Annotated in this window: 7 protein-coding genes; 2 read left to right on the forward strand and 5 right to left on the reverse strand. The window is 61.5% G+C overall.

Annotated features, from left to right (window positions below; genetic code table 11):
• Positions 1-8 precede the first annotated feature (8 nt).
• The 4 genes from EEB13_RS24135 to prpD form a co-directional block, all read right to left on the reverse strand.
• Complete coding sequence (locus tag EEB13_RS24135; protein WP_141486444.1) at positions 9-3,395, reverse strand: pyruvate carboxylase; 3,387 nt, start codon at positions 3,393-3,395, stop codon at positions 9-11.
• A 143-nt stretch (positions 3,396-3,538) separates the two neighbouring features.
• Positions 3,539-4,660 carry a bifunctional 2-methylcitrate synthase/citrate synthase gene (locus tag EEB13_RS24140; protein WP_141486445.1) on the reverse strand — a complete coding sequence of 374 codons (1,122 nt, stop codon included), beginning with the start codon at positions 4,658-4,660 and terminating at the stop codon, positions 3,539-3,541.
• Entirely contained in the window at positions 4,657-5,574 is a 918-nt protein-coding gene (prpB, locus tag EEB13_RS24145) for a methylisocitrate lyase (protein ID WP_141486446.1), read from the reverse strand. Before prpB ends, EEB13_RS24140 begins: the two co-directional genes overlap by 4 nt.
• Positions 5,574-7,076 carry a 2-methylcitrate dehydratase PrpD gene (prpD, locus tag EEB13_RS24150; RefSeq protein WP_141486447.1) on the reverse strand — a complete coding sequence of 501 codons (1,503 nt, stop codon included), beginning with the start codon at positions 7,074-7,076 and terminating at the stop codon, positions 5,574-5,576. Before prpD ends, prpB begins: the two co-directional genes overlap by 1 nt.
• A gap of 167 nt (positions 7,077-7,243) precedes the next feature.
• On the opposite strand from prpD, the gene EEB13_RS24155 reads away from it, so the two are divergent.
• Together EEB13_RS24155 and EEB13_RS24160 are read left to right on the forward strand one after the other, a co-directional pair.
• The gene (locus EEB13_RS24155) at positions 7,244-8,665 is read left to right on the forward strand and encodes a short-chain fatty acyl-CoA regulator family protein (RefSeq protein ID WP_141486448.1); all 1,422 of its coding nucleotides are present in this window, start codon (positions 7,244-7,246) and stop codon (positions 8,663-8,665) included.
• 180 nt (positions 8,666-8,845) lie between these two features.
• A complete protein-coding gene (locus EEB13_RS24160) occupies positions 8,846-10,795 on the forward strand; it encodes an FAD/NAD(P)-binding protein (RefSeq protein ID WP_261984635.1) in 1,950 nt (649 codons plus the stop codon).
• Here EEB13_RS24160 and EEB13_RS24165 read toward each other — a convergent pair.
• The gene (locus EEB13_RS24165) at positions 10,788-13,214 is read right to left on the reverse strand and encodes an ATP-dependent Clp protease ATP-binding subunit (protein WP_141486449.1); all 2,427 of its coding nucleotides are present in this window, start codon (positions 13,212-13,214) and stop codon (positions 10,788-10,790) included. The two genes, EEB13_RS24160 and EEB13_RS24165, sit on opposite strands and share 8 nt — an antisense overlap.
• Between the last annotated feature and the right edge of the window lie 25 nt (positions 13,215-13,239).

The raw sequence follows: 13,239 nt of genomic DNA on the forward strand, positions 1-13,239 counted from the left end.
GGAAGTACTTACGGCTCGATCACCACCAGCAAGTCACCACCCTCCACCTGTGCCAACGGTGCAACGGCGAGCCTGGCCACCGTACCGGCGCATGGCACGGTGATCGAGGCCTCCATCTTCATCGCCTCGATCGTGGCAACCGTGTCACCAGCCGAGACCTTCTGCCCCGGTTCGACAGTCAATGTCACCACTCCGGCAAATGGTGCGGGAACGTGCCCAGGAACGCTCCGGTCAGCCTTCTCTGCAGCCGGAACGGTGTCGGCGACGCTCCGGTCTCGGACCGAAACCGGCCTCAGTTGACCGTTGAGGATGCACATCACCGTCCGGAACCCGCGCTCGTCCGGCTCGGAGATCGCTTCGAGTCCGATGATCAGTTCCACGCCAGGTTCGAGTTTCACGCGATGTTCCTCGCCGCGGCGCAAACCGTAGAAGAACTGATTTGCGGAAAGCCTCGAGGTGTCGCCGTAATGCTCGAGGTGTTCCAGGTAGTCCCGTGTCGGACCGGGGAACAACAACCGATTCAACGTCGACCGGACTTCCCCGGATTCTCCGTCAAGCGCTTTCGTATCCTCGACGGACAGCTTCACCTCGGGCTTTGCCGGACCACGGCCTTCCAATGCCCTGGTACGGAACGGCTCCGGCCAACCTGCCGGCGGAGTACCCAATTCGCCACGCAGAAAGCCGATCACCGATTCGGGGATATCGAACTTCGCAGGATCTGCAGCAAACTCATCGGCGCTCACTCCCGCACCCACCAGGTGAAGAGCCAAGTCGCCGACCACCTTCGATGACGGCGTCACCTTGACGAGACGCCCCAGCATCCGGTCTGCCGCCGCATACTTCGACTCGACATCCTCGAAACGTTCACCTAGACCCAATGCCGTTGCCTGGGTGCGTAGATTGGACAGCTGGCCACCGGGAATCTCGTGTGTGTAGACCCGGCCGGTCGGCGCCGGAACACCGGACTCGAACGGTGAGTACACCTTTCGCAATGACTCCCAGTAGGGTTCCAGGTTGCACACGGCCGCAAGATCAATTCCAGTGTCGTACTCGGAGTGAGCCGCGGCAGCCACGATCGCCGACAACGCCGGCTGACTGGTGGTTCCGGCCATCGGAGCAGAGGCGCCGTCCACCGCGTCGGCGCCGGCCTGCCACGCCGCCAGGTAAGTCGCGAGCTGTCCGCCCGGAGTGTCGTGGGTGTGGACGTGCACCGGAAGGTCGAAGTTGCTCCGCAGTGCGGAAACGAGAGTCGCGGCGGCAGGTGCCCGAAGCAATCCTGCCATGTCCTTGATCGCGAGAACGTGAGCTCCCGCTTCCACGATCTCCTCCGCGAGGCGGAGGTAGTAGTCGAGCGTGTAGAGCTTCTCCGCAGGATTCGACAGGTCACCGGTGTAACTGAGCGCCACCTCCGCGACTGTCGTGCCGGTCTCGCGGACTGCGTCGATGGCCGGTCGCATCTGATCTATGTTGTTGAGAGCGTCGAAGATTCGGAAGATATCGACGCCGGTACGGGCAGCTTCCTCCACGAACGCGGTGGTCACCTTTTCCGGATACGGCGTGTACCCGACGGTGTTACGGCCACGCAGCAACATCTGTAAGCAGATATTCGGAACTGCTTCACGCAACGCCGCGAGCCTCTCCCATGGATCTTCCTTCAAGAAGCGGAGCGCCACATCATAAGTTGCACCACCCCAAGCCTCGATGGACAACAGTTCCGGAGTCATCCGAGACACATGGCCGGCCACCGCGAGGAGACCGCTGGTACGAACCCTGGTCGCGAGAAGTGACTGATGCGCGTCACGGAATGTGGTATCCGTGACGGCCACGGCATTCTGCTGACGCAAGGCAGCAGCAAAACCGGCCGGACCCAACTCCACAAGTCGCTGCTTGGAACCGTCTTTCGGTGTCGTGGTCAGGTCGATTTTCGGGAGTTTGTCGTGCGGATAGCCCTGCGACGGCCGCTTTCCGTTCGGCTGGTTCACCGTCACGTCGGCGAGATAGGTGAGGATCTTCGTTCCCCGGTCTGCCGATACCCGCGACGTGAGAAGCCGGGGACGTTCCTCGATGAACGATGTTGTCACCTCGCCCGCACGGAAGTCCGCGTCGTCTAGAACTGCTTGCAGGAAGGGGATATTGGTGGAAACTCCACGAATGCGGAATTCGGTGACTGCGCGCCTGGCCCGAGAGATGGCTGTGGGGAGATCGCGTCCGCGGCAGGTCAGCTTCACCAACATGGAATCGAAATGAGCGCCGACTTCCGCACCGAGTGTCGTGCCGCCGTCGAGGCGGACCCCGGCACCACCCGGTGTGCGGTAAGCGGTGATGCGCCCGGTGTCCGGCCGAAAGCCGTTTGCCGGGTCCTCGGTAGTGATGCGCAATTGAAGTGCGGCGCCGCGCAGAACGATCGACTCCTGCCGAAGTCCCAGATCGGCGAGGGTCTCACCCGAAGCGATTCGGAGCTGAGCCTGAACCAGATCGACGTCCGTGACTTCTTCGGTGACAGTGTGCTCCACCTGGATTCGCGGGTTCATCTCGATGAACACGTGGTTGCCACGAGTGTCGAGCAGGAACTCGACAGTGCCGGCACACGAGTAGTTGATGGCTTTCGCAAAGGCCACGGCATCGGCACAGATCTTCTCGCGCAGTCCGGCCGGAAGGTTTGGAGCAGGCGCAATTTCTACGACCTTCTGATGGCGTCGTTGCACACTGCAGTCGCGCTCGAACAGGTGGATAAAGTTGCCCTCGCCGTCAGCGAGGATCTGCACTTCGATATGGCGTGGGTCGACCACTGCCTGCTCGAGGAACACGGTGGCGTCGCCGAACGCCGACTCAGCTTCTCGGGCAGCAGCTTCGATCGATTCGCGCAACTGTGAGCGTTCGGCGACGCGGCGCATCCCCCGCCCGCCGCCACCAGCTACGGCCTTCACGAAGATCGGGAACTCCATCGACTCCGCAGCTTTCATCAGTGCGTCGATGTCGGTGGACGGTTCGGAAGACTCGAGAACCGGCAGTCCCGCTGCTCGCGCTGCTGCGATTGCGCGTGCCTTGTTTCCCGTCAACTCCAACACCTCGGCCGACGGCCCCACGAACGTGATACCCGCCTCGGCGCATGCTGCTGCAAGTTCGGGGTTCTCCGAAAGGAATCCGTATCCGGGGTAGATCGCGTCGGCACCGGCCTTCCGGGCGGCGGCAATTACCTCCGGAACCGACAGGTAGGCGCGGACAGGGTGCCCCTTCTCCCCAATCTGATAACTCTCGTCGGCTTTGGACCGGTGGATCGAGTTTCGATCCTCGTACGGGAACACGGCCACCGTTCCGGCGCCTAGTTCGTAGGCGGCCCGGAATGCGCGGATCGCGATTTCGCCTCGGTTGGCGACAAGCACTTTGGAGAACATGGAGATAAAACCTTCGCTGTCGGGTGTTCTGTGCGGCGAAACACGCATGGCCCGCACGTATCGTGCGGGCCATGCAGGGGGCGTCGACGAGGCCAGGAGACGGTGATGCCAGAACCGAACCTCACCGACGCAGTCTGAAGGTGTCAGGCCACGACCGTTCGCTGCGGCACGCCGGAGTACTGGCTCAGCGGCCTGATCAGGGCGTTGGACTGCCCCTGCTCGATAATGTGCGCCGTCCACCCGGTGATTCGACTCATCACGAAGATGGGAGTGAACATCTCGACGTCGAAGCCCATGAGGTAATAAGCGGGACCCGTGGGGAAGTCGAGATTCGGCTTGATTCCGGTGGCACTGACCATCGTCTTCTCGAGGATCTCGTACATCTGCACCCACTTCTCACCGTCGGTTACTTCCGCAACGTCGATGAGGGCCTGTTTCATGGTGGGAACCCGCGAGTCGCCGTTCTTGTAGACACGGTGTCCGAAGCCCATCACTTTGTCCTTGGCGGCCAACTTGGCCGACATCCATGCCTCCGCACGATCGGGATCGTCGATCTCGAGCATGTCGTGCATGACGGCTTCGTTTGCACCGCCATGCAACGAGCCCTTGAGAGCACCGATGGCCGCCGTGACAGCGCTGTAGATGTCGGACAGCGTCGAGGTCACGACACGAGCCGCAAACGTCGAGGCGTTAAAGCTGTGCTCTGCGTAGAGAATCAGGGATACTTCGAATGCTTTGACGATTGCCTCGTCCGGTACCGCGCCGAAGCACATGTTGAGGAAGTTCTCGGCAAAACCCAGTTCGGACTGCGGCGGGGTGGGATCCTGGCCACGACGACGACGGAAGTCGGCTGCGACAATCGTCGGCAGAACTGCCGTCATTCGAAGCGCCTTCGCAAGATTCTCTGGCGCCGAATTATCGTCCTCCGCTGGATCTTCGGCCCCGAGATAGCTGATGGCAGTGCGAACCACGTCCATCGGATGACAGTTGTCCGGCATCTTCGTCAGCAACGAGAGCAATGACCGATCAGCGCGACGGGCCGCACGCTCACGTAGACACAGCAATTCGAGTTGCTCCGGAGTTGGCAGTTCGCCATACCAGAGCAGGTACGCAACTTCTTCGAAGCTGCAGTTGGCGGCAAGATCCTGCACCGCATAACCGCGATACGTCAACGAATTCGTCTCGGGCACCACCTTGGAGATCGCCGTCGTGTCAACGACAACTCCCGCCAAACCCTTGTAGATCGTCGGAATCTGTTCGGTCATGTCCTACTCCCCTCCACGCTGAAATTGAAAATGCCACTGTCGAATTCGTTGTAACGTTCGTATTCGAGAAGCTCGTAGAGACGGCTGCGGTGCTGCATCTCACCGAGCAGGCCTTCCTGAGTGCCTTCTGCATGAATCTCGCGAAGTCCCTTTTCGATGGCGAACATCGCCAGCCGGAGGGTGGTCACGGGGTAGATGACGGCGTTGAAGCCGATCTCTTCCAACGTCTTTGCCGAGATGAGATTCGACTTTCCGAACTCGGTCATGTTGGCGAGCAGCGGAACGTCGACTGCCGCGCGAAACTTCTCGAAGTCGGCCTCGGTGGCGAGAGCCTCCGTGAAGATCAGATCGGCGCCGGCATCGGCGTAGGCCTTGGCACGCTCGATCGCGGCATCGATACCGTCGATTCCCGCGGCGTCGGTTCGGGCGCAGATCACGAAGTTCGGATCACGGCGCGCAGACACGGCCGCCCGAATACGTCGCACCATGTCCTCGGTAGGCACAATCGCCTTGCCGTCGAGGTGCCCGCAACGCTTGGGGTTGATCTGATCTTCGAGATGCAGACCGGCAATGCCGTCGTCCTCGAAGATCGTGACCGTGCGGGCCGCACTCATTGGCTCACCGAATCCGGTGTCCGCGTCGATGAGCGTCGGAAGATCGGTGACGCGGGCAATTTGCTTGCTGTGGCCGGCCACCTCGGTGAGCGTGGTCAGTCCGATATCGGGAAGCGCCAGCCCGGCAGAATAGGCCCCGCCGGAAACGTAGACACCTTCGAACCCGATTTCCTGAATGAGCTTGGCCGTCAACGGATTGATGGCACCAGGTAGTCGCTGAATCTTACCCGACGTCAAGCCTGCCCGGAAAGCGATGCGCTTGTCCGCGGCGGACGTCGAGGCTGCGATGAGACCCGTCATCAGAAGATCCCCTTGGTGACCTTGGGCGCCCGAGCGAGTACGTCGTCGGAGACAGCGAAGGTGAGCTGGTTCAGCTCACCCGCCTTCAGCTCTGCAGTGCGCTGCGCAGCGTCGAGGAAGCGGTCCTGCTCGCCCGGCTCGATGACGCCCTCGGCGAGGGTGCGGAACTTTGCGATGTACTGATCGCGAGCGAACGGACGCGCGCCCAACGGATGTGCGTCGGCCACGGCGAGTTCGTCGATGATGACCTCACCGCTCTCGAGAGTGATCTCGGCGCGGGCACCAAATGCCTTCTCGTCCGGATCGATCGAGTGGTAGCGGCGGGTCCATTCGGGGTCTTCACGCGTGGAGATCTTGTTCCACAACTCGATCGTGTCCGGGCGCTGTGCACGCTCGGGAGCATAGGAATGCTCGTGATGCCATGTACCGTCCTGCAAGGCCACAGCGAAGGTGTACATCACCGAGTGGTCAAGTGTCTCACGCGAAGCAGTGGGATCGAACTTCTGCGGATCACCGGAACCCGTGCCGATCACGACGTGCGTGTGGTGACTGGTGTGCAGGACGATCGACGCGATCTGATCGAGATCGCCTACACGGGAACGCATCCGACGTGCGAGGTCGATCGGAGCCTGGCTCTGGTACTCCGCGGAATGTTCCTTGGTGTAGGAATCGAGGATCGCACGCTTCGACTCACCGGTACCGGGCAGCGGAACGTGGTATTCCTTCTCGGGTCCGCCGAGCATCCACGCAATGACGCCGTCTTCGCCTTCCCAGATCGGCGAGGGGGCACCTTCCCCGCGCATCGCACGGTCAACAGCTTCGACGGCAACCTTGCCGGCCAACGCCGGGGCGTATGCCTTCCAGCTGGAAATTTCGCCCTTGCGGGACTGACGGGTGGCCGTCGTCAGGTGCAGTGCCTGACCGATCGCCTGGTAGACCGTCTCGGTGTCGAGGCCGAGCAGGGTTCCGATACCGGCGGCGGCCGAGGGGCCGAGGTGAGCGACATGGTCGATCTTGTGCTCGTGCAGGCAGATTGCCTTAACCAGGTCGATCTGGATTTCGTATCCCGTTGCAAGTCCGCGGATCAGGTCCTTGCCGTCGCGCCCCGTGTGCTGGGCCACCGCGAGGATCGGTGGAATGTTGTCACCGGGATGCGAGTACTCAGCGGCGAGGAAGGTGTCGTGGAAGTCGAGTTCACGAACTGCGACGCCATTGGCCCACGCTGCCCATTCCGGTGAGAAGGTGCCACTGACACCGAAGACCGTAGCGCCGGGGATATAGGGATGAGCCTGTGCCTGCGCACGGGCATTGACGACCGGACGGCGCACCAGGGAGGCCGCGGCGACGGATGCATTGTCGATGATTCTGTTGACGATCATGTCGGCAGTCGCATCGGCAACCTCGACGGAATCTGTCGCAACTTCCGCGATCTTCCACGCCAGATGCTCATCCTTGGGGAACTCTTCGGCCGAGCGGCGAGTGCGTACGAGATGCGTCTTCATGATCCTCTTTCCACGTGTTTCGGTATCTATTTGCACGCTACGCAGCGCGGAGGACCCCACAAAAGGGCTTGCATATGCCGATTTGTGCAACAGCGACCTTGCAAAGTTGCGAACGTTGCGAACTTCGCCTCGGTAGTGTGATCTTTCATCAGTACCGAGGAGATTCGATGAAAAAGATGTACGCGGGCGCCCGTCTACGGCGCCTCCGAGACGAGCGCAACCTGTCACAGTCCGCGCTCGCGAAGGTGCTCGGACTCTCCCCGAGTTACGTCAATCAACTCGAGAACGATCAACGTCCGCTGACCGTCCCGGTTCTGTTGAAACTCAATTCCGAATTCGACCTCGATGTCCAGTTCTTCGCGTCGGACTCCGATGCGCGTCTGGTTGCCGATGTCCACGAAGCTCTCGCCGAGACATCGGAATCCGGTGAGGTATCCCTGGCCGAAGTGGACGAGTTGGTAGCCCGGATGCCGGCCGTCGGACGTACGTTGGTGATGCTGCACAGACGATTGCATGCCGCTACGGAGCAACTCGATCAATTCTCGACACAATTGTCCGGTGATGCAGTACCCGAGACCGCCCTGATGCCCATGCCGTACGAAGAGGTCCGCGACTTCTTCTACGATCGCCGCAATCACATCTCAGCCCTCGACGACACCGCGGAAAGGCTGTTTGTCGACAACGCATTGTCGATCGGAGCACTCGATCTTCAGCTGGCCAGGCTGTTGCGCGATCAACACGGCGTTACGGTCCGAATCCGCACCGATGAGCCGGACAAGTTGGGGCCCAAACGGTTCTACGACGCCGACAAGTCGATTCTCACCCTGGCCCGCCGGCTCTCCGCCGGGCAACGCGCCTTCCAGATAGCCATGCAATTGGCCTTCTTCACCCAGGCAGATCTCATTGATTCGATTGTGGCAGAAGATGAATCGTTGACCGCAGAGTCGGCTGCGCTGGCCCGCGTCGGGCTGGCCCACTATTTTGCCGGTGCGCTACTGCTTCCTTACACGCACTTCCTGAACTCTGCCGAGAAACTGCGCTACGACATCGAACTTCTGAGTCTGAAATTCGAGGTCGGGTTCGAGACGATCTGTCACCGACTCTCCACTCTGCAGCGGCACGGACAACGGGGCATACCCTTCTTCTTCGTGCGAACCGATCGCGCCGGAAACATCTCGAAGCGTCAGTCCGCCACGGCATTCCACTTCTCACGGGTGGGCGGAAGCTGCCCTCTGTGGGTGGTGCACGAAGCATTCGCCGGCCCGGGCCGCATCCTCACCCAGGTCGCGAAGATGCCGGACGGGCGAACGTATCTGTGGATTGCGCGCACTACTCACAGCGGCGGCCTTGGCTATCTTGCCCCTGAGCGTAATTTTGCCATCGGGCTCGGCTGCGACATCGCCTACGCCGACCGCATGGTCTATTCACGCGGCATTCAGACGGATGACCCCGCTACCATCGTTCCGATCGGGGCAGGATGCAAGGTGTGCGACCGACCGTCGTGCGCTCAACGCGCGTTTCCTCAGCTGGGCCGACCGGTATCGGTGAGCGAAAACAGCAGTAGCCATCTACCTTATCCGCAGGAGTGATCGTGACAACAGTTTGATTCAGGCTGATCCGATGTCCGAAAATCCTTGCCACACAACCCTCCACGGATAACACTGGGACTCAACCATCTTCGAGCGATCGAGAGTCCTGGCTCCCCGACGTCGCAGCAACCCCCTCTTTTCGAGGTGTGGGTGCTTTCTGCCAGGTCCGATGGAGGATTTGTGAACGCCGACCGCCCCCGCACGTCAGTGCGGAATGCCGCAGTCATCGTGATCGTGGGCGGCGGTCCTCGAGGCACCGGAGTACTCGAACGCATCCTCGCGCAGGAAGCGGTGAACGCAGACCCGACGCCGCTCGAGATTCATGTGGTCGACCTATATCCAGCAGGTGCCGGACGCATCTGGCGTGGCAGCCAAGCCCCCCTCTTGTGGATGAACTCCACCACCGCCGATGTCACGATGTTCACCGACAGCACGACAACCGTCGACGGCCCGATCGTGCCAGGTCCGACCCTGGCCGAGTGGGTCGCCCAGAACGCAGACGACCTCCGCGCTTTTCCCGAAATCGCGGACGAGGTACCGACCGTCACACCCGCGTCGTTTGCGTCGAGATCCTTGCAAAGCCGCTACTTGCATTGGGTATTCCAGTCGGCTGTGGACTCGGCACCGCTGCACGTCGACGTTCGGATTCATCGTCGATCAGTGGTCGACATCGAGGACACGGACGGTGCGCAAATCGTCCATCTGGACAACGGTGACGTGATCGAAGCAACAGGTGTCCTGTTGGCTCAGGGCCATCCGGACGCGTTGGCTGCTCCGCGGGAGATTCAACTGCGGGACTTCTCCTCCGAACACCACTTGACCTACGTCGGTCCCGGATACACCGCAGACCTCGACGCCGACGTCATTGCCGAAGGTGAGCCGGTGTTGATCGCGGGCCTCGGGCTGGCGTTCATCGACTGGATGGTGCTCCTCGCCGAGAGTCGCGGTGGTGTCTTCGAACGAGCCGACAACGGCAGCCTCGTGTACTCACCGTCAGGTCGGGAACCTCTGCTGTATGCAGGATCTCGCCGAGGAGTTCCCTACCACTCCAAGATCTCGTACTCGATTGAAGACGCTCGACCGCCGCTACCGAGGTTCTTCACCGCGGATCTGGTGCCTGGCGATGGCCCACTGAACTTCCACGAAGATATCTGGCCGTTGGCCTCGAAGGAACTGGCGGGCGCGCACTATTACGAACTGTTTTCTGCACATCCGGAACGGACTGTGGGCACGTGGGAAGAATTCGACTCCGAATTTACCTCACTGAGTTGGGGATCGCCGCGTCTGGACGAATTGATCGAGAACGCCGTGCCGAAAGCGGAAGACCGAATCGACCTGGAGCAGCTCAACCGTCCACTCGGCGGCGAGCGTTACGACGGATTGGACGCAGTTCAGAAACGGATCGGTGAGTACATTGCCGCCGATATCTCGCGCAGATCGGATCCGTATTTCAGCGCCGATGCCGCTGTCTTCTCGGCACTGCTGTCCTCGTACATGACCGTCGGAGAGCTGTTGCGCCGTGGCCGAATTCCGGCGGAATCTGTCGCCAAGGACGTCGAGGGCTGGCTACATTCCTTCTTCAGCTTCATCGCCAGTGGTCCGCCGCCGGAGCGACTCGAACAACTGCTGGCACTCAATGAAGCAGGCATAGTGCAGTTCCTGGGCCCCGACACCGTTTTCTCCACCGAGATAGATCCGTCGACCGGAGACGGATTGTTTGTCGCGCGCAGCGCGTCCCATACCGACATCGTGGCTACGCGCACCCTCATCGAAGCGCGCTTGCCCGTTGCCTCCATCAGTGCAAGCGGCGACGCACTGCTGCGTTCCCTGCACCGGCGCGGCGAGGCAGTTGAACTACGGGCCACCGTTGACAGCGCAGCAAAGCTGGCCGTGGACGGGACGTCGCGAATCTGCCACGCCGACAACACAGTCCATCCCCGTCGATTCGCTGTCGGACCTTGGGTTGCCGGCCACAACTGGTCTGCGGCTTTCCCCCGTCCGCGCACCAATGCAGGGTTCTTCCGGCACAACGACGCGCTGGCAGCGGAGATCTTGGGCGCAGCGCGCCTGTGCGCCTTTCCGGTAGCGTCCACTACCGGAAAGGCGCACGGGGGCGAAGGCCCTAGCTGAACACCAACTCACCCTCGTCAACCGCGACGGTGATGCTGCCGCCCTCTACGAGAAGATCGTCGAGCAGCATGTCGGCGATCTTGTCGTCGACAACCCGCTGGATGGAGCGGCGAAGCGGCCGGGCCCCGAACTCGGGCTGGTGACCGTGCTCGGCAATCCAGTCCACCGCGTCAGATGTGAACTCGATCTCGATACCCTTGGACTGCAACCGCTTACGACTGTCCTCGAGCAGCAGGTCCGTGATCCGGTGCAATTGCTCGGTGTCGAGCTTACGGAAGATCACGATCTCGTCGATACGGTTGAGGAACTCAGGTCGCATCGACTCGCGCAGCCGAGCCATCACACGATCACGCAGCGGCTTCTCAGCCGACTCTGCGTCACCGGTGATGAAACCGAGTCCACCGGACTTGCTCGAAATGATGTCCGAGCCGAGGTTGCTGGTCATGATCACGACGGTGTTCTTGAAGTCCACCGTGCGACCCTGGCCGTCGGTCAGACGTCCGTCGTCGAGCACTTGGAGCAAGGTGTTGAACACGTCCGGGTGCGCCTTCTCGATCTCGTCGAGCAGGATCACCGAGTACGGGTTACGACGCACCTGTTCCGTGAGCTGTCCGGCCTCGCCGTAGCCGACGTATCCGGGAGGTGCACCGACCAACCTGCTGACCGTGTGCCTCTCGCCGAACTCACTCATGTCGAAGCGCAGCATCTTGTTCTCGTCACCGAAGAGTGTGGCAGCCAAAGCTTTTGCGAGCTCTGTCTTACCGACACCGGTGGGTCCGAGGAACAGGAAGCTACCGACGGGGCGATTCGGGTCGCTCATACCGGTACGGCTGCGACGCACCGCGCGTGCGATTGCGCGCACAGCATCGTCCTGACCGACCACCCGACTGTGCAGTTCCTCTTCCAGCCGACGCAGGCGATCCTTCTCTGCCTGAGTCATCTGGCTGGCCGGGATACCCGTTGCGCGAGCGACAACTTCGGCAATCTGCTCCGCAGTCACGTCCGGTGTTTCCTCCGCAACGGGAGCCTGGGTCCCCGCCCTTTCGAGACGCTGTGTGACATTGTTGATCTCGTCACGCAGCTGCGACGCCTTCTCGTACAATTCGTCGGCGACGGCTTTCTCCTTGTCGCTCTCGAGCTGCTCGAGACGTTGCTGCAGAGCGGCGGTGTCCACGGTGGCCGTCTTCAAACGAAGCCGGGCGCCGGCCTGGTCGATCAAGTCGATTGCCTTGTCCGGCAAGAATCTGTCGCCGATGTAGCGAGCCGACAGTTCCACCGCAGCCGTGATCGCCTCGTCGGTGTAGTGCACCTTGTGGTGATCCTCGTAGCGACTACGCAAGCCACTCAAGATCGCGATAGCGTCCTCGATCGACGGCTCCCCCACCTGAACAGGCTGGAAGCGACGCTCGAGAGCCGGATCCTTCTCGATGTGCTTGCGGTATTCGTCGAGCGTGGTGGCACCGACGATGTGCAATTCACCGCGAGCGAGCTTGGGCTTGAGGATGTTTCCGGCATCCATCGCACCTTCGGCGCCGCCGCCGGCACCTGCAATGGTGTGCATCTCGTCGATGAACACGATCAGCTCGTCCTTGTTGGCGGTGATCTCGTCGATGACCTTGGTGAGGCGTTCCTCGAAGTCACCGCGGTACCGAGTGCCCGAGACCATGCTGGACAGTTCGAGCTGGACAATTCTCTTGCCCACCAACGAGTCCGGCACTTCACCGTCGACGATGCGCTGAGCCAGACCCTCCACGATGGCGGTCTTACCGACACCGGCTTCGCCCACCAGAACAGGGTTGTTCTTGGTGCGACGCGAGAGAATCTCGATGGTCTGTTCGATCTCGTCGGCGCGGCCGATCACCGGATCGACGCCGCCGTTTCGGGCGCGATCGGTGAGGTCCACCCCGAACTTGTCGAGCATCGGAGTGTCGGAGTCACTTTCCTCGGCAGGCGCATTGGGATTCCGAACGGCGTTCTGCAACTTCTCCGGCGTCACACCGGCGGAAGCGAGCAGACGACCGGGAACGTGATCCATGTCGCCGGCCAACGCGATGAAGAGGTGTTCGGGGTCGATGTAGGTCGATCCCAGTGCCCGAGCCAACTGATGTGCCTCGAGTAGTGCTGTCTTTACGGCGCTACTGAGCACGGGCGCAGTGAAGCCACCCTGCTCACGACCTTGTGGGAGCCGCTGGTCGATTGCCTCGACCACGGCTTTCGGGTCGGCCCCGGCGCGCTGCATGAGCGTGCGGACCGGATCCTGCTCCGCCATGACGCGGAGAACGTGCAGTGCATCGAGATCCGAATCACCGCGAGCAGACGCTGCGCGAGCAGCCTCAGCCATGAGTTGCTGGGTGGCCCTGCTCATGAGCCGGGAAAGGTCGATGCGACCGGGACCCTCGGGCCCGAAGAATGCTGGCATTCCGAAGCCTCCTAATAGTAAGTTG

Source organism: Rhodococcus sp. WS3 (genome assembly GCF_003797085.1).
Lineage (GTDB): Bacteria > Actinomycetota > Actinomycetes > Mycobacteriales > Mycobacteriaceae > Rhodococcus_F > Rhodococcus_F globerula.